Origin of the sequence: Microbispora bryophytorum (genome assembly GCF_043197435.1) — a bacterium.
In the GTDB taxonomy this organism is placed as follows: domain Bacteria; phylum Actinomycetota; class Actinomycetes; order Streptosporangiales; family Streptosporangiaceae; genus Microbispora; species Microbispora bryophytorum.
Genome location: NZ_JBICTF010000011.1, coordinates 221,380 through 237,062, shown reverse-complemented (window position 1 = coordinate 237,062; position 15,683 = coordinate 221,380). Strand labels below are relative to the sequence as shown.

Sequence of the window (15,683 nt, the reverse complement as noted above, 5' to 3'; positions counted from 1 at the left end):
CGTCGATCAATTCCCCGAACCATCTGACGAGGACGCGTGACTTACAGCAGCTACGGACCGGAGCCGACCGGCCGTCCCGAGGACGCCTCGGGCTCCGGTGGATCAGCCCGCCCTGGGCGCCGCCGTCGCTCGACCAGGGAATCCGACGAGTACGGCGAGTATGGCGAGCCCGCCCCGCCGCGACAGCCCGGCAGGGGACCGGCCCCCCAGCCGCCCCGGGCCGCCCGGCAGGGAGAACCCGAGCGGCGCCGCAGGGAGTCGGCCGCCTTCGAGGACACGGCGGCCATGAACGCGGTGCCTCCGGGCAGGCCGCAGAGCTCGCCGCAGGGGCCGCAGCAGGGATCCCGGGGGCCGGTGGGCGGCGGACGCCCGCCGGCGGGCCGTGACCCGCGCCACCCCGGCGGCCCAGCCGGTCCTGGCGCTCCCGGTGGACCCGGCGCTCCCGGGGCTCCCGGTGGTCCTGGCCGGCCCGGCGTTCCCGGCGTTCCCGGCGGGGAGCAGCGCACCCAGGCGATGGGCATGCCGACGGGCGGCTTCCGCCGCGACGGCCGCGGGGACGCGGACGGGCAGAGCACCGAGGCGATCCAGACCGGCGGCCGTCGCCGCAGGCCTCCGTCCCGAGGCGGCCGTGGTCCCGGCGGCCCCGGCGGCCCGGGTGGACCGGGTGGTCCGGGTGGTCCGGGTGGTCCGGAAGGCCCCGGCGGGCGCGGCCCCCGGGATCCACGAGACTTCGACGACTTCGACGAGGACGACGAGAAGCCGCGCCGTACGGGCTGGAAGCGCTTCCTGCCGAGCTGGAAGATCCTCGTGGCGGCCTTCACCGTGCTGGCCGCCGGCACCTTCGGCATGATCGCGGTGGCCTACGCCAACACCCCGCTGCCGGAGGCGACGCAGGCGGAGGCCGTGGCGCAGGGCAGCGCCATCTACTACAACGACGGCAAGACGCTGATCGCCAAGGTGGGCACCCCGCGCGTCATCCTGACCGACATCAAGAAGGTGCCGACGCACGTTCAGGACGCCGTGATCGCCATCGAGAACAACACCTTCCGCACGGACAGTGGCATCTCGGTCCCCGGCATGATCAGGTCGGTCTACATGACGGCCACCGGCCAGCAGCTCCAGGGCGCCTCGACCATCACCCAGCAGATGGCCCGCAACTACTACGACGGCCTGAGCCAGGAAGTGTCGATCAAGCGCAAGATCAAGGAGATCTTCGTCGCGGTCAAGCTCGACAAGGAAATGCCCAAGGACCAGATCCTGCTGCAGTATCTCAACACGGTGCCCTTCGGCCGTGCCTACGGCATCGAGGCCGCCGCGCAGGCGTACTTCAAGAAGCACGTCGAACAGCTCACCCCGGAGCAGGGCGCCTACCTCGCCGCGCGCATCCAGACGCCCGCCCTGGACGCCGACTCCCCGCGGTTGCAGAGCCGGTTCAAGGACGTCATCAACGCCATGGCACGGCTCGACCCGGCCAAGTACGGCAAGCTGCCGAGCACGGCCAAGTTCCCCAAGACCGTCCCCGAGCGCAACACCAACGAATTGGGCGGTCTGAAGGGCTACATGGTCGTCCAGGTGCTGGAGGAACTGAAGACCCGGATGAACCTGCCGCCCGACCAGGTCAGGAGCGGCGGCTACAAGATCATTTCGACCTTCGACAAGAAGCTCATGCAGGCCGCCAGGAAGGCGGTCATCGGCACCACCTCCACTCTGCCGAAGGAGATCCACGCCGGTCTGGCCGCGGTGGACCCCAAGACGGGGCGGGTGCTCGCCTTCTACGGCGGTGAGGACTACGTCAAGGACAACTGGAACGAACCGTTCGACTCCTACAAGCAGGCCGCCTCGGCGTTCAAGCCGTACGTGCTGGCCGCCTGGCTGGACGCCGGATACAGCCTCAACAGCTTCGTGCCCGGCAACAAGACGGTGCCGGAGAAGCTGCCTGGCACCACCCGCATCGGCAACAGCCACAACCCCGGGCCGGCGATCAGCGTCACCACGGCGACCGCCGACTCGATCAACACCGCCTTCGCGTCCATGGCGTACAAGCTGGACGAGGAGAACGGCACGATCGGGCAGCTCAGCGCGGTGAAGCAGATCGCGGAGGAGGCCGGGCTCGGCAAGCAGCGCATGGAGGACGACGTCAAGGCGCACAAGTACCAGTTCTCCATTGGTAGCGCCCTGGTCACTCCCGTCGAGCAGGCCGCCGGCTATTCGATCTTCGCCAACGAGGGCAAGCACGTCGACTACCACGTGGTCAAGGAGGTCCGGAAGGACAAGGGGGTCGTCTTCCCCGAGCGGCGGGACGTGAAGCAGGTGATCACGCCTGAGGCGGCGGCCGACTCCGTGGCGGCCATGGAGGAGGTCCTCAAGTCCGGTACGGCGGCGGGCAAGGGCATCGGCCGCCCGGCCGCCGGCAAGACCGGCACGAACAACGACAACAAGGAAGCGTGGTTCGTCGGCTTCACCCCGCAGGTGTCCACCGCCGTCGGCATGTACCGCGAGCAGTGCGTCACCAAGAAGGGCAAGATCGTCCAGCCCATCAACGCGAACTGCCCGGAGACCCCCGGGGGGAAGCCGAGTAAGAAGTACGGCCCGAACAACCGGTATTCCGATCCTCGTGAGATATCGCTCGGCAGCGGCATCGAGGGTGCGACCTACCCGACCACCATCTGGCGGAACTTCATGGTGGAGGCGCTCGCGAGCAAGCCGGTCGAGCAGTTCCCGCAGAAGTCCGGGCTGGGCAGCCCGGAGAACATCGTGCCGAGTCCGACGCCGAGCCCGTCGCCGACTCCGGAGGACGGCGGGTTCCCGACGGACTTCCCGACGGACTTCCCCGACGACGGCAACTGCTTCGACGGCGGCCCGGGGTGTGACAGCGGTGACGGCTTCGGCGACGACCAGGGCACGGGCGGCCAGGACGGCGGTCCCGGGGGCGACGATGTCCCGTTGAACATCAACCAGGCCCCGGCCGCCATGCCGCCCGGGCCAGGAAACGGCAGAAACGGCAGGGGCGGCGGCGCCTGATCCGCGATCCGATGTCCTGAAGGGGCCCGCGGCGACTCCCGCCGCGGGCCCTTTCGGTGCGAGGAGTCGCCAAGCCGAGGCGTTGAATGGTGCAATACCGAGCATGACGACCCGGACCACGAACGACTCCGCCCCGCTGCCCGGGGTCGCCGCGCGGGCGGTGCCGTACCTGCCTCTCGGGCTTCTCGCGGGGCTCGGCGCCGTTCTCGCCTACCTGTGGAAATATCCCTGCCGGTTCGGCGGAGCCTGGAACGGCGGTGTCGGGCAGTTCACGAACTTCTGCTACACCGACATCTATCCGCTGTTCTGGGCCGAGAAGCTCAACGAGGGCAAGGTCCCCTACGTCGACTACCCGGTCGAATACCCGGTGGGCATCGGCGGGATCATGGAATTCGCCCGCAGGCTCGCGGGCGGCGACGGGGTCGTGTTCTACGACGTCACCGTGATCCTCATGGGGATCGCGCTGGTCGCGGGCGTGCTGCTCACGGCCGCGCTCGCCGGACCGGCCCGCCGCTGGGACGCCCTCTGGTACGCCGTCGGCCCGGCCGTCATCCTCTGCGCGTACATCAACTGGGACCTGGCCGCCGGCGCCCTCGCGCTCGGCGGCCTGCTGGCGTGGGCCCGCCACCGGCCGTGGCTCGCGGGCGTGCTGCTGGCCCTCGCCGTCGCCACCAAGTTCTACCCGCTGATGTTCTTCGGCGCGTTGTTCCTGCTCACGGTGCGTACGGCGAAGTGGGTGCCGTTCCTCAAGACCGTCGCCGGGGCCGCGGCCGCATGGCTGCTGGTGAACGTGCCGATCATGCTGGTGAACTTCGAGGGCTGGGAGAAGTTCTACGCGTTCAGCAGCGAGCGCGGCGCCGACTGGGGCGGGCTGTGGTTCTTCTTCCAGAAGACCCAGTGGTTCGGCATGGAAAGGCCCGGTTTCCTGGCCTTTCTCGGCGACGCCGAGAAGTTGAACACCATGGCCATGGCCGCGCTGGCGGTGCTGCTGCTGGGCGTCGCCGTGCTGGCGCTCGCCGCGCCGCGCCGGCCGCGCCTGATGCAGCTGTGTTTCCTGGCCCTGGCCGCCTTCATGATCACAAACAAGGTCTGGTCGCCGCAGTACGTCCTGTGGCTGGTGCCGTTCGCGGTGCTGGCCAGGCCGAAGTGGGGCGCGCTGGCCGCCTGGCAGGTCGCGGAGTGCTGGTACTTCTTCTCGATCTGGCTCTACCTGGTCAGCCAGTATCCCGACCACGCCGGGGAGGGCATCGGCGACGACCCCTACTTCCTGTCGGTCTGGGCCCGGGCGCTGACCATCGTCGTCCTCATGGCCCTCGTCGTCCGCGACATCCTGCGTCCCGAGCACGACGTCGTACGCCAGGGGGAGGCCGACGACCCGTCGGGCGGGGTGTTCGACCACGCCGAGGACCGTCTCGTGCTGCGCCGTTCGCTCCTCGCGCGGGGCGAACGGGACGCCCGGCAGCAGCCGGAGACGGCGTGAGACCGTGAAACTTACATCGGATTTCACGCCCGTCACGGCGCGGTCAGGAGCCGTCCGAGCGGAGGCATCGCGTAGCGTCGCGTGAGAGTGTGCGCGACGAACGGGGGAGACGCGATGCGCCGGAGGCCACCATGGCTCCTGCTGCTGGTGTGGGCCGCGACCAGGGGAATGCTTCTCCTCGTCGCGACCCAGACCATCCCCACCGGGCACGGCGAGGCCTTCAGGAACGACGTCACCCTCTACCGCCACTGGTCCGAGATCCTGATGGAGGGTGAGTTCCCGGCGGGTGACGAGAAGTGGCAGTATCCGCCGTTCGCGGCGCTGCCGCTGCTCGCCCCCCGCCTGCTGCCGCTGGGCTACCACGTCGCCTTCTTCCTGCTGGCGGCGCTGTGCGACCTCGTGATCCTGCTCCTGCTGTGGTGGTTTTCGACCTCCCGCCGCGGCGGCGGCCGTACGGGTCCGTGGGCGTGGACCGTGGGCGCGGCCCTGCTCGGCCCGGTGCTCGTCTCCCGGTACGACCTCATGGTCACGCTCGTGGCGGTGCTCGCGCTGACGGCGTCGGCCAACCCCGCGGTGCGCGGGCCGCTGATCGGCCTCGGGCTTCTCGTGAAGGTGTGGCCGGTCGCGCTGCTCGCCGGCCTGCGGCGGTGGCGCGAACTGCTGACCGCGTCGGGGCTCACGCTCGTCGTCGCGGTGGCGGGGTGCGGCGTGGCCGCCCTGACCGTGCCGCACGCGCTGGACTTCCTGACCGCGCAGGAGAAGCGGGGGCTGCAGATCGAGTCGCTGGCCGCCACACCGCTCGCGCTCGCGCGGGCCCTCGGCTGGTGGGACGGCTACACCACCTACCGGCACGGCGCGATGGAGGCCGTCGGCGGTGGCGTGGGCGTCGCGACGATGCTGAGCCTGGCCGCCACGCCCGTGGCGCTGGCGCTGATCGGCCTGTGGTGGCTGCGCGCGGCCCCCAGCCCGCGGTCGTACTACGACGCCGCCCTCACCACCGTGCTCTTCCTGGTCGCCACCAGCCGGGTGCTGTCACCGCAGTACCTCGTGTGGGTGATCGGGATCGCCGCCGTCATCCTGTCGGTGCGGCGCGACCGGCCGGGCCCGACGCAGCGGCCGGCCGCCCTGCTCGTCATGGTGGCCGCTCTGCTGACGGGGGTCATGTATCCCTGGATGGAGCTGGACTACAGCTGGACGGGCGCCCTGCCGGGGACGCTCGTGCTGGTCCTGCGCAACCTCGTCTTCCTCGCCGCGGCCGTCACGTCGTACGTGCAACTGTGGCGCGCGACGCGCAGGCCCGCGCGGGTGAGGGACGCGCACGAGGTTCAGGCGGCCGTACCCGCTTCCTGAGGTTTTCAATCCGCAGAGTTGTCCACAGGGTGTGGACGAGTGCCTACAGATGCTTGCGCAGGAACGCGATGTCGTCGGCCTGGCCCTCGAACGGCGTCTCGACCACGATCGGCGCTCCCGCCGCCCGGCAGACCTCCAGGATCGACTCGGGGTCGATCTGGCCGCTGCCGAGGTTGGCGTGGCGGTCGGCCCCGGAGTCGAACGCGTCCCGCGAGTCGTTGCAGTGCACGAGGTCGATGCGGCCCGTGATCGCCTTCACCCGCTCCACGAGCCCGGCGAGCTCCTCGCCGCCCGCGTGGAAGTGGCAGGTGTCCAGGCAGAAGCCGACGACCGAGGGGTCCGGCGCCCCCGCCGTCGCCGCGTCCCACAGCCGCGCGATGCGCTCCAGCTTGCGCGCCATCGCGTTGCCACCGCCGGCCGTGTTCTCGATCAGCACGGGGATCGGGCACTCGGTGCGCTCGAAGACCTTGCGCCAGTTGTCGAATCCGGTCTGCGGGTCGTCGCCCGCGTTGACGTGCCCGCCGTGGACGATCAGGCCCTTGGCGCCGATGGCCGCCGCCGCCTTGAGGTGCGCGTCGAGCAGCTTGCGGCTCGGGATGCGGATGCGGTTGTTGGCGGTGGCCACGTTGACGACGTACGGCGCGTGCACGTAGACGTCCACGTCCGAGGCGCGCAGGGCGTCGGCGGTGGCGGGAGTCACCGGGCCCTTCCAGCCCTGGGGGTCGCCGAGGAAGAACTGCACGACCTCGGCGTCGCGGGCCGCCGCGTGCGCCAGCGGGTCGTCCTGGTCGACGTGGGCTCCGATCCGCGGGCGGGAGCCGCTGTGGCTGTCCATGCCGTTCCTCCACCGTTGCTTGCGCGTCAAGGGGCTGCCGGATGCGGAGGGCGAACCTTATGCGCTCTCCAAGAGCGTTTCAAGGGGACACGCTGTTTCAAAGGTGCGAACCAGGGCAGTCGCGTGTCGCGCGCCCCCGAAACCCGCGCGCGATACTACTTCGTCGCCAAGGAGGCGAGCATGAGATATCGCTTAGGCAGCTTCATCCTTCTCATTTACATCCTCGTCGGCCTCTATGTGGCCTGGCTCCACCACTACATCACCCCCACTCTCCTCAAGCAGGTCGCCCAGGCTCTGATCGCGGTCTTCCTGTGGTTCCTCGTGCTGCTCGGCGTGGACCTGCACATCGGCGGCTGACCGGCCACGCCGCGACCGCCCGGGCTTCGGTCGCGTGCGCGTCAGTTGCGCAGGGTGAACCCGCGGGGGAAGAAGCCCCCGTGCGCGATGCCCAGCGCGGCGCCGACGAACGACCCCACGATCCCCACGATGATCAGTGCCCGCTGTCTGGTGGTCGACGAGACGAACTGGGCGTACAGGCCGCCCCAGAACCCGACCGCGCCCACCCATGACGCGATCATGTGGGCCGTCACGATGAAGCCCGTGACGAACGCCACCAGGCCGCACACCAGCGTCGCGATCGTCATCGCGTTCTCCCGCGGGTGCGGCCTGCCGTCCGTGTTCAGCGTGAGATGAACGGGGTGCCTTCTCTTGTGGCCGATGGCGAGTCGCATCGCGCCTACCCCCTCTCCGACCTCCAGTTTCACTCTCCGGGCCGGGTATGGCCAAGTGGCTGGTAGCCTTGTTCGACTGCGTCTGATAAAGGCCGGGGGCCATGGCCGCCCGGACGAAGCGCAGGGTCCTCCTGTCACGGCAAGGCGTCGTGACCGCAAGAGTCCAGAGGAGGTTGGATCACACATGCGTCGCTACGAGATGATGGTCATTCTCGACCCGTCCCTCGACGAGCGTACCGTGCAGCCGTCGCTCGACCAGTTCCTCACCGTCGTCCGCAATGACGGCGGCACCGTGGAGAAGGTCGACGTTTGGGGCCGCCGCCGCCTGTCCTACGACATCGCCAAGAAGTCCGAGGGCATCTACGCCGTGGTCGACCTGACCGCCGAGCCCGCCACCGTGAAGGAGCTGGACCGCCAGCTCAACCTGAACGAGGGCATTCTCCGCACCAAGGTCCTCCGCCCCGAGCTCCACTGAGCTCCACTGGCAGACCCCGAAGCCCGGCGATTTGTCGGGCCCGGGCCGTACTCTGAGCCCTTGACAGCTCAGCTGACGGGATAGGAAGGCGAAAGCGACCGATGGCAGCAGGCGACACACAGATCACGATCGTCGGCAATCTTGTCGACGACCCGGAGCTGCGCTTCACCCCCACGGGGCAGGCCGTGGCCCGGTTCCGCATCGCGTCCACTCCGCGGTTCCTCGACAGGCAGACCAACGAGTGGAAAGACGGCGAGGGCCTGTTCCTCACCTGCAACGTCTGGCGGCAGGCGGCGGAGAACGTCGCCGAGAGCCTCCAGCGCGGCATGCGGGTGATCGTGCAGGGACGGCTGCGCCAACGGTCGTACGAGACCAAGGAAGGCGAGAAGCGCACGGTCTACGAGGTCGAGGTCGACGAGGTCGGCCCCTCGCTGCGCAACGCCACGGCGAAGGTCAACAAGACCTCCCGCCAGGGCGGTGGCGGCGGTGGTGGCGGCGGCTTCGGCGGCGGCCCGGCCAACGACCCGTGGGCGACCGCTGCGCCCGCCCCGCAGGGTGGCGGGGGCTACGGCTCCGGCGGTGGCGGCGGTTTCGCCGGCCCGCAGGGCGGTGGCGGCGGCGGCTTCGGCGGCGACTTCAGCGACGAACCGCCCTTCTAGGTCACCGGGGCCTTCCGGTCCCACCACCGTAAACACAACCGAGCGACCATTCCCGCGACATGCGGGGCTCTGAGAGGAGCACCACGATGGCGAAGCCGGCAATTCGCAAGCCTAAAAAGAAGGTTTGCCTTTTCTGCCACGACAAGATCTCCTACGTCGACTACAAGGACACGGGGCTGCTGCGGAAGTTCATCTCCGACCGCGGCAAGATCCGTGCCCGCCGGGTGACGGGCAACTGCACCCAGCACCAGCGCGACGTGGCGACCGCTATCAAGAACGCTCGTGAGATGGCCCTGCTGCCGTACACGAGCACCGCGCGCTGAGAAAGGAGACTCAGGACAATGAAGCTCATCCTCACCACTGAGGTCTCCGGCCTCGGCGCTCCCGGCGACATCGTCGAGGTCAAGGACGGCTACGGCCGCAACTACCTCATTCCGCGTGGGTTCGCCTTCCGCTGGACCCGCGGCGCCGAGTCGCAGATCGCCTCGCTGAAGAAGGCGCGTGCCGCCCGCGAGATTCGCGACCTGGGCTCCGCCAAGGAGGTCGCCGGCCGGCTCGGCGCCCTCAAGGTGCAGCTCAAGACCCGCGCGGGCGACACGGGCCGGCTGTTCGGCTCGGTCACGACCGGTGACATCGCCGACGCCGTCAAGGCCGCCGGCGGTCCGCAGCTCGACCGCCGCCGCATCGAGATCGGCAACGCGATCAAGAGCGTCGGCACTCACAAGGTGAGCGTCCGGCTGCACCCGGAGGTCGCCGCCACCATCGATGTCGAGGTGGTCGCGGGCTGACACCCGCCGCAGTTCCGTCGAGGGCCCTTCTCCGTCCGCCGGGGAGGGGCCCTTCGCGGTTCTCGGGTCGCCCGGCGACGATGCGATTCCCCTCAGGTAAACGCGGGTTATACGGAACGCTAGTATCTTGCCGTCCGATTTGGCGGATTTCGTAGTAAGACCCTCTGATGGAGGCTGTGATGCGCCGTCCCTCACTCCTGCTGGCGTCCGGCGCCCTCGTGCTGGCGGCCGCCGCCTGCGCACCGGCGGACGACACCTCCAGCACCACGAGCGTCGCGAGCCCGGCCGGCTCCGCCGCCGCGGACGCGTGCGCGAAGGAGAGCCTGAAGCTCACCACCCCCGGCAAGCTCACGATCGGCACCGACAAGCCGGCGTACGAGCCGTGGTTCAAGGACGACGACCCCTCCAGCGGGCAGGGGTTCGAGAGCGCGGTCGCCTACGCGGTGGCCGGGAAGATGGGCTTCACCAGGGACGAGGTCGCCTGGGCGGTCGTGCCGTTCGACTCGTCGTTCGCCCCCGGGCCCAAGAAGTTCGACTTCGACGTCAACCAGATCTCGATCACCCCCAGCCGGGCCAAGGCCGTCGACTTCAGCCAGGGCTACTACACGGTCAAGCAGGGCGTGGTGGCGCTGGACGGCACGAAGTTCGCCTCCGCCACGAGCCTCGCCGAACTCAAGGACGCCAAGATCGGCGTGCAGGCCGGCACCACCGCCCTGGAGGCGGTGCGCGCGGTCATCCAGCCCACCAAGGACCCGAGCGTGTTCAACCAGCAGGTCGACGCGGTCAACGCGCTGAAGAACAAGCAGATCGACGCCATCGTCGTCGACCTGCCGACCGCCTTCTACGTCACCGCGGCCCAGGTGGAGGGCTCGAAGATCGTCGGCCAGTTCGCCGCGAACAGCGGCGAGCCCGAGGAGTTCGGCATGCTGTTCCAGAAGGGCAACTCGCTGGTGAGCTGCGTCGACAAGGCGCTCGGCGAGCTGAAGTCGTCCGGTGAGCTGGCGCAGATCGAGAGCCAGTGGCTGACCGCCGCCGCGGGCGCGCCGGAGCTGAAGTGACCGACGGGCAGTCCGCCGCCTCGCCCGTGCCGTCGGAAGACGCGGAGCAGGTGGGGCCCGCGTGGGTGAAGAGCGAGCGGCAGCTCCGCCGGGAGGCGGAGCTGCGCGGCCGGGCGCGGCGATCCGTCTCCGTCGCGACCGCGTCCACGATCGTCGTGGCGGTCATCCTGGTCGTCGGGATCACCTCGTCGCCGGGGTGGCCGCGAGTGCGGGCGACCTTCCTCAGCCCCGAGGCGTTCGTCGCCGCGCTGCCCGACGTGCTGCGCGGCTTCCTGCTCAACATCGAGATGTTCCTCGTCGCCGAGGTGCTCATCCTGGTGCTGGGGCTGCTCGTCGCGCTGGTGCGCGGCCTGCGCGCGCCGGCGTTCTTCCCGCTGCGCGCCTTGGCCGTGGTCTACACCGACGTCTTCCGCGGCATCCCGACCATCCTGCTCATCTACCTGGTCGGCTTCGGCATCCCCGCGCTCCAGTTGCAGGGCGCGCCGAGCGACCCGGTCACGCTCGGCGTCATCGCGCTCGTGCTGTCCTACGGGGCGTACGTCGCGGAGGTGTTCCGGGCGGGGATCGAGTCGGTGCACCCGAGTCAGCGGGCGGCGGCGCGGTCGCTGGCGCTGACGCAGGGCCAGACCATGCGTCACGTGGTGCTGCCGCAGGCCGTCCGCCGGGTGATCCCGCCGCTGCTCAACGACTTCGTCTCGCTGCAGAAGGACACCGCGCTGGTCTCCGTGCTCGGCCCGCTTGAGGCGCTGCGGCAGGCGCAGATCCACAAGGACCTCGACTTCAACTTCACGCCCTACCTGGTGGCCGCGCTGCTGTTCATCCTGCTGACGGTGCCGATGGCGCGGTTCACCGACCATCTCGCCGTGCGTGCCGCCCGGCGCCGTACGGGAGGTGGCACGGCATGAGCCTGCTGAAGATCGAGGGCGTCTGGAAGCACTATCAGGGGCTGAGCGTGCTGCGTGGGATCGACCTGGAGGTCGCGCCGCACGAGGTGGTCTGCCTGATCGGCGCGTCCGGATCGGGCAAGTCGACGCTGCTGCGCTGCGTCAACCTGCTGGAGACGATCGACGACGGCGCGATCCATCTGGACGGCGCCGAGATCACCGACGTGCGCGCCGGGGCCGACGACGTGCGCCGCCGCATCGGCATGGTGTTCCAGTCGTACAACCTGTTTCCGCACATGACCGTGCTCGACAACATCACGCTCGCCCCTCGCAAGGTGCACGGTGTGCGGCCGGAGGAGGCCGAGGCCAGAGCACGAGAGCTGCTCGACCGGTTCGGGCTGGCCGACAAGGCGGGGGAGTATCCCGATCGCCTGTCCGGCGGCCAGCAGCAGCGGGTGGCCGTCATCCGCGCGGTCGCGACCGACCCCCGCCTGCTGCTGCTCGACGAGGTCACCTCCGCGCTCGACCCCACGCTGGTCACCGAGGTGCTCGGCGTGATCCGCGAGCTCAAGGAGACCGGGATGACGATGATCCTGGCCACCCACGAGATGGGCTTCGCCCGTGACATCGCCGACACCGTGTGCTTCCTCGAAGGCGGCGTGCTGCTGGAGAGCGGTCCGCCCGAGCAGATCTTCAGCGCGCCGGAGCACCCCCGCACCCAGGCGTTCCTCAAGCGCGTGCTGGAGGCCCGGCGCATGTGACGTCAGGCGGCGGTCCGCGAGGCGCCGGTGACCATCCAGGCGGTGCCGTACGCGCGAAGCGCGAGCGTGACGAGCCGGGCGGCCATCCAGGCGCCCAGCGCGAGCCACAGGCCGACCAGGCTGCCGGCGACGGCGGCGAACGGCAGGTAGGCCAGCGTCGTCCACAGCCCCGCCCAGGCCAGGTAGCGCTGGTCGCCCGCCCCGATGAGGACCCCGTCGAGGACGAACACGACGCCCGCGACCGGCTGCAGGAGCGCGACCGGCCACAGCACGGCGAGCAGCTCGGCGGCCATCTCGCCGTGCGCGTCGAACAGGGCGGGGACAAGGGGGCGCGCCAGCAGGACGGCCGCGCAGAACGCGACGCCGCACCCGACGCCCCACACGACCATGCGCCGGGTGGCCGCCCGAGTGCCCGCGGTGTCGCCCGAGCCCAGGGCGCGGCCCGTGATGGCCTGCCCCGCGATGGCGATGGCGTCGAGGGCGAAGGCGAGGAACGTCCAGATCCGGGTGGCGATCGTGTGCGCGCCGATCTGGTCGTCGCCCATCCGCGTCGCGAGCGAGGTGGCGACGAGCAGCACGGCCTGCAGGCATGCCGTACGGACGACCAGGGCGAACCCCGCGGCGCCGGCGGCCCGCACCCCGGCGAGGTCGGGCAGCAGCGAGGCGCCGTGCGCGCGGGCGGTCCGCACGACCAGCGCGAGGTAGGCCGCGGCGGCCAGGGACTGCGCGGCGACCGTGCCCCAGGCGGACCCGGCGATCCCCCAGCCGAGGCCGAGCACGAACCAGATGTTGAGCAGCGCGTTCAGCGTGAACGAGGCGACCGACACGGCCAGCGGCGTGCGGGTGTCCTGCAGCCCGCGCAGGACACCGGTGCCGGCGAGGACCAGCAGCATGCCGGGGATGCCGAGGAGGCTGATGCGCAGATAGGAGACCGCCTGCGCGGCGAGCTGGCCCGTCGCTCCGAACAGGTGTACGATAAATGGAGCAAGAGGCCAGCACGCCACACTGACGGCCAGGCCGATGATCGCGGCCAGCCACAGGCCGTCCATCCCCTGGCGCATCGCCTGCCTGACGTCCCCCGCCCCCAGCCTCCGCGCGACCGCGGCCGTGGTGGCGTACGCGAGGAACACGCACAGCCCGACGAGGGCCGACAGGGCGGCGCTGGCCACACCGAGAGCGCCGAGCGCAGGATCGGGGAGGCGGCCGACGATGACGGAGTCGGTGAGCAGGAAGAGCGGCTCGGCCACCAACGCCCCGAACGCCGGGATCGCGAGCCTGAGGATCTCCCTGTCGTGGGCACGGCCGTGTCCCGTTGCGGAGGTAAGTGGCATAAATCTAGTTTGCGGCTTACGGACCCATGCTCGATCGGTATCACGAATCTCCGGTGACTTTCTTTCCTCCACAGGCCGTGGATATCGAAATCCCAGGTGGGAGCGGGCTTTCCCGATGTTGTCACCTCGCTGTCCACAGGGTCGTCCCCAGGGTTTTCCCATGCCATGGGAGCGGACTGCACACGTTGTCCACAGGATTGTCCACCGGTCGAGTTGCCGTCCGGCCCTGGGGCCGAGGAGACTTGCGCACCGGGTTGGGGTTGCTGTGACCGCTGGGCAGGGGGTGTGAGGGTGAGCGTGCTCGACTTCCCGGGGGGACCGGGAGGCTCCGATTCGATGTTCGAGCGGACGCCGCCGCACAACATCGAGGCCGAGCAGTCGGTGCTGGGCGGCATGCTGCTGTCCAAGGACGCCATCGCCGACGTCATCGAGGTGCTGCGCGCCGACGACTTCTACCGGCCGGCCCACCAGATCGTCTTCGAGGTGATCACCGACCTGTACGGCCGGGGCGAGCCCGCCGACTCGGTGACCGTCTTCGACGAGTTGCAAAAGCGCGGCGAGGTCGCCCGGGTCGGTGGCGGCGCCTACCTGCACACGCTGACCGCGATCGTGCCCACCGCCGCGAACGCCGGCTACTACGCGAAGATCGTCCGCGAGCAGGCCGTCCTGCGCCGCCTCATCGAGGCCGGCACCCGCATCGTCTCCTACGGGTACGGCGGCCAGGGCGAGGAGGTCGACGACCTGGTCGACCGTGCGCAGGCCGAGATCTACAAGGTCACCGAGCGCCGCACGTCCGAGGACTACCTCCCGCTGTCGGAGATCATGCCGTCGGCGCTGGACGAGATCGAGGCCATCGGCAGCCGTAGCGGCCAGATGGTCGGCGTCCCGACCGGCTTCCAGGACCTCGACGCCCTGACCAACGGCCTCCACCCCGGCCAGATGATCGTCGTCGCCGCGCGTCCTGCAATCGGAAAAAGCACCCTTGGTCTAGATTTCGCCAGATCTGCGGCGATCAAGCATGGGATGACCACTGTCGTCTTCTCGCTGGAAATGTCGCGCAACGAGATCACCATGCGTCTGCTGTCGGCGGAGGCGCGGGTGGCGCTGCACACCATGCGCTCGGGCACGATGAGCGACGACGACTGGACGCGGATGGCCCGCCGGATGGGCGAGGTCGCCGAGGCGCCGCTGTTCATCGACGACTCCCCGAACATGTCGATGATGGAGATCCGGGCCAAGTGCCGCCGCCTCAAGCAGCGTCACGACCTGCGCTTCGTGATCGTCGACTATCTCCAGCTCATGAGCTCGCCCAAGAAGACCGAGAGCCGCCAGCAGGAGGTCTCGGAGCTGTCCCGGGCGCTGAAGCTGCTGGCCAAGGAGCTCGAGGTGCCGGTCATCGCGATCTCCCAGCTCAACCGTGGTCCCGAGCAGCGTACGGACAAGCGTCCGCAAGTGTCGGACCTGCGTGAATCGGGCTCGATCGAGCAGGACGCCGACATGGTCATCCTGCTGCATCGGGAGGACGCGTACGAGCGGGAGTCGCCGCGCGCGGGCGAGGCGGACCTGATCGTGGCCAAGCACCGAAACGGCCCCACGGCCACGGTCACGGTGGCCTTCCAGGGCCACTACAGCCGCTTCGTGGACATGGCCACTCACTGACGCTCCCCGGCCTGCCCGGCCTATTTCTGTTCCATTGCCTTCTCTTGCTCGGGTGCCTTCTCCCGCTCTAGGGCCGCCACCCGTCCGGCGGCCCACTCGGCCCACTCGCGCTGCGCGGCGGTCAGGCGCAGGCCCCACTCCAGCGCGATGTCGCCGTACAGCCGCAGCGCGTCGTCGCCCTGGCCGATGACGAACTCACGGATGCCGAGGAGCTGGTCGTGCTCGTGGACGGCACGCTCGGCGAGCCGCTCCAGGTAGCCGCGAGCGGCGCCGGTGCCGACCTGGTCGAGGAAGAAGACCCGAAGCAGCATGTCGCTGCGCCGGTTCACGGCCGGCGACACCTCGACCAGCCAGTGGCGCAGCTCGGCCCGGCCCTCCTCGGTGATCTCGTATTCCTTCCGCCCACGCGGGCCCTCCGCCGCGACCCGCACCAGTCCTTCCTGGGCCAGCCGGCCGAGCTCGGCGTAGAGCTGGCTCTGCGTCGCGGGCCAGACGTTCTCCAGCGACAGCTCGAAGGTCTTCAGCAGGTCGTAACCGCTCGCGGGCCCGGCCGACAGAAGGCCGAGCACGGCATGACGAAGGCTCATGGGCCGATCTTACATTCCTGTGTTGACATGTCGATAACGGACGTTCTACGTTCGACATGTCACT

General features: G+C 69.8%; 16 protein-coding genes. 12 read left to right on the top strand and 4 right to left on the bottom strand.

The annotated features are described in order from the left end of the window. Nucleotides 1-36 precede the first annotated feature (36 nt). The 3 genes from ACGFIB_RS31420 to ACGFIB_RS31410 all read left to right on the top strand — a co-directional run bounded on the left by ACGFIB_RS31420 (nucleotide 37) and on the right by ACGFIB_RS31410 (nucleotide 5,851). Nucleotides 37-3,021, top strand: coding sequence for a transglycosylase domain-containing protein (locus ACGFIB_RS31420; RefSeq protein WP_393376699.1), 2,985 nt, complete (start codon nucleotides 37-39; stop codon nucleotides 3,019-3,021). A 103-nt stretch (nucleotides 3,022-3,124) separates the two neighbouring features. Continuing rightward, nucleotides 3,125-4,501, top strand: a complete 1,377-nt coding sequence (locus ACGFIB_RS31415; RefSeq protein ID WP_357238454.1) for a glycosyltransferase family 87 protein — start codon at nucleotides 3,125-3,127, stop codon at nucleotides 4,499-4,501. Between the two features lie 114 nt (nucleotides 4,502-4,615). After that, nucleotides 4,616-5,851, top strand: a complete 1,236-nt coding sequence (locus tag ACGFIB_RS31410) for a glycosyltransferase 87 family protein (protein ID WP_357238456.1) — start codon at nucleotides 4,616-4,618, stop codon at nucleotides 5,849-5,851. Nucleotides 5,852-5,894: 43 nt separating this feature from the next. Here the strand turns inward: ACGFIB_RS31410 and ACGFIB_RS31405 are convergent, their stop codons facing one another. Beyond that, nucleotides 5,895-6,686 carry a deoxyribonuclease IV gene (locus ACGFIB_RS31405; RefSeq protein WP_142573414.1) on the bottom strand — a complete coding sequence of 264 codons (792 nt, stop codon included), beginning with the start codon at nucleotides 6,684-6,686 and terminating at the stop codon, nucleotides 5,895-5,897. A 180-nt stretch (nucleotides 6,687-6,866) separates the two neighbouring features. Between ACGFIB_RS31405 and ACGFIB_RS31400 the strand changes: the two genes are divergently transcribed. After that, complete coding sequence (locus ACGFIB_RS31400) at nucleotides 6,867-7,043, top strand: hypothetical protein (RefSeq protein WP_167530482.1); 177 nt, start codon at nucleotides 6,867-6,869, stop codon at nucleotides 7,041-7,043. 41 nt (nucleotides 7,044-7,084) lie between these two features. On the opposite strand, the gene ACGFIB_RS31395 is transcribed toward ACGFIB_RS31400, so the two are convergent. Then, nucleotides 7,085-7,417 carry a hypothetical protein gene (locus ACGFIB_RS31395; RefSeq protein WP_393376697.1) on the bottom strand — a complete coding sequence of 111 codons (333 nt, stop codon included), beginning with the start codon at nucleotides 7,415-7,417 and terminating at the stop codon, nucleotides 7,085-7,087. Between the two features lie 184 nt (nucleotides 7,418-7,601). Between ACGFIB_RS31395 and rpsF the strand changes: the two genes are divergently transcribed. From rpsF to ACGFIB_RS31360, 7 genes are all read left to right on the top strand, one after another. Continuing rightward, nucleotides 7,602-7,892 carry a 30S ribosomal protein S6 gene (rpsF, locus tag ACGFIB_RS31390; protein ID WP_142573418.1) on the top strand — a complete coding sequence of 97 codons (291 nt, stop codon included), beginning with the start codon at nucleotides 7,602-7,604 and terminating at the stop codon, nucleotides 7,890-7,892. Nucleotides 7,893-7,993: 101 nt separating this feature from the next. Continuing rightward, nucleotides 7,994-8,551 (top strand): single-stranded DNA-binding protein, encoded by a 558-nt coding sequence (locus ACGFIB_RS31385; RefSeq protein WP_142573420.1) that lies wholly within the window; start codon nucleotides 7,994-7,996, stop codon nucleotides 8,549-8,551. Nucleotides 8,552-8,637: 86 nt separating this feature from the next. Beyond that, on the top strand, nucleotides 8,638-8,874 hold the full coding sequence (gene rpsR / locus ACGFIB_RS31380) for a 30S ribosomal protein S18 (protein WP_030508621.1): 237 nt from the start codon (nucleotides 8,638-8,640) through the stop codon (nucleotides 8,872-8,874). An 18-nt stretch (nucleotides 8,875-8,892) separates the two neighbouring features. Next, entirely contained in the window at nucleotides 8,893-9,339 is a 447-nt protein-coding gene (gene rplI / locus ACGFIB_RS31375) for a 50S ribosomal protein L9 (protein WP_142573422.1), read from the top strand. Between the two features lie 179 nt (nucleotides 9,340-9,518). Beyond that, a complete protein-coding gene (locus tag ACGFIB_RS31370) occupies nucleotides 9,519-10,397 on the top strand; it encodes an ABC transporter substrate-binding protein (protein ID WP_357263923.1) in 879 nt (292 codons plus the stop codon). Then, complete coding sequence (locus tag ACGFIB_RS31365) at nucleotides 10,394-11,302, top strand: amino acid ABC transporter permease (RefSeq protein WP_393376695.1); 909 nt, start codon at nucleotides 10,394-10,396, stop codon at nucleotides 11,300-11,302. The genes ACGFIB_RS31370 and ACGFIB_RS31365 overlap by 4 nt, the downstream gene beginning before the upstream one ends. Beyond that, nucleotides 11,299-12,042 carry an amino acid ABC transporter ATP-binding protein gene (locus tag ACGFIB_RS31360; protein WP_393376693.1) on the top strand — a complete coding sequence of 248 codons (744 nt, stop codon included), beginning with the start codon at nucleotides 11,299-11,301 and terminating at the stop codon, nucleotides 12,040-12,042. The genes ACGFIB_RS31365 and ACGFIB_RS31360 overlap by 4 nt, the downstream gene beginning before the upstream one ends. A 2-nt stretch (nucleotides 12,043-12,044) precedes the next feature. Here the strand turns inward: ACGFIB_RS31360 and ACGFIB_RS31355 are convergent, their stop codons facing one another. After that, nucleotides 12,045-13,373 (bottom strand): MATE family efflux transporter, encoded by a 1,329-nt coding sequence (locus ACGFIB_RS31355; protein ID WP_393376691.1) that lies wholly within the window; start codon nucleotides 13,371-13,373, stop codon nucleotides 12,045-12,047. A gap of 336 nt (nucleotides 13,374-13,709) precedes the next feature. Here ACGFIB_RS31355 and dnaB point away from each other — a divergent pair, with 336 nt between their 5' ends. After that, nucleotides 13,710-15,032: a replicative DNA helicase gene (dnaB, locus tag ACGFIB_RS31350; protein WP_357238782.1), complete on the top strand. Its 1,323-nt coding sequence runs from the start codon at nucleotides 13,710-13,712 to the stop codon at nucleotides 15,030-15,032. A 20-nt stretch (nucleotides 15,033-15,052) separates the two neighbouring features. Here dnaB and ACGFIB_RS31345 read toward each other — a convergent pair whose 3' ends face one another. Further along, nucleotides 15,053-15,619 (bottom strand): PadR family transcriptional regulator, encoded by a 567-nt coding sequence (locus tag ACGFIB_RS31345; RefSeq protein WP_357238468.1) that lies wholly within the window; start codon nucleotides 15,617-15,619, stop codon nucleotides 15,053-15,055. Nucleotides 15,620-15,683 lie beyond the last annotated feature (64 nt).

What these genes read in the sequence shown, in the direction of transcription:
- ACGFIB_RS31415 (WP_357238454.1), top strand. Translation starts at nt 3,125, where the DNA reads ATGACGACCCGGACCACGAACGACTCCGCCCCGCTGCCCGGGGTCGCC.
- ACGFIB_RS31410 (WP_357238456.1), top strand. Translation starts at nt 4,616, where the DNA reads ATGCGCCGGAGGCCACCATGGCTCCTGCTGCTGGTGTGGGCCGCGACC.
- ACGFIB_RS31405 (WP_142573414.1), bottom strand. Translation starts at nt 6,686, where the DNA reads ATGGACAGCCACAGCGGCTCCCGCCCGCGGATCGGAGCCCACGTCGAC.
- ACGFIB_RS31400 (WP_167530482.1), top strand. Translation starts at nt 6,867, where the DNA reads ATGAGATATCGCTTAGGCAGCTTCATCCTTCTCATTTACATCCTCGTC.
- ACGFIB_RS31395 (WP_393376697.1), bottom strand. Translation starts at nt 7,417, where the DNA reads ATGCGACTCGCCATCGGCCACAAGAGAAGGCACCCCGTTCATCTCACG.
- rpsF (WP_142573418.1), top strand. Translation starts at nt 7,602, where the DNA reads ATGCGTCGCTACGAGATGATGGTCATTCTCGACCCGTCCCTCGACGAG.
- ACGFIB_RS31385 (WP_142573420.1), top strand. Translation starts at nt 7,994, where the DNA reads ATGGCAGCAGGCGACACACAGATCACGATCGTCGGCAATCTTGTCGAC.
- rpsR (WP_030508621.1), top strand. Translation starts at nt 8,638, where the DNA reads ATGGCGAAGCCGGCAATTCGCAAGCCTAAAAAGAAGGTTTGCCTTTTC.
- rplI (WP_142573422.1), top strand. Translation starts at nt 8,893, where the DNA reads ATGAAGCTCATCCTCACCACTGAGGTCTCCGGCCTCGGCGCTCCCGGC.
- ACGFIB_RS31370 (WP_357263923.1), top strand. Translation starts at nt 9,519, where the DNA reads ATGCGCCGTCCCTCACTCCTGCTGGCGTCCGGCGCCCTCGTGCTGGCG.
- ACGFIB_RS31360 (WP_393376693.1), top strand. Translation starts at nt 11,299, where the DNA reads ATGAGCCTGCTGAAGATCGAGGGCGTCTGGAAGCACTATCAGGGGCTG.
- ACGFIB_RS31355 (WP_393376691.1), bottom strand. Translation starts at nt 13,373, where the DNA reads ATGCCACTTACCTCCGCAACGGGACACGGCCGTGCCCACGACAGGGAG.
- dnaB (WP_357238782.1), top strand. Translation starts at nt 13,710, where the DNA reads ATGTTCGAGCGGACGCCGCCGCACAACATCGAGGCCGAGCAGTCGGTG.
- ACGFIB_RS31345 (WP_357238468.1), bottom strand. Translation starts at nt 15,619, where the DNA reads ATGAGCCTTCGTCATGCCGTGCTCGGCCTTCTGTCGGCCGGGCCCGCG.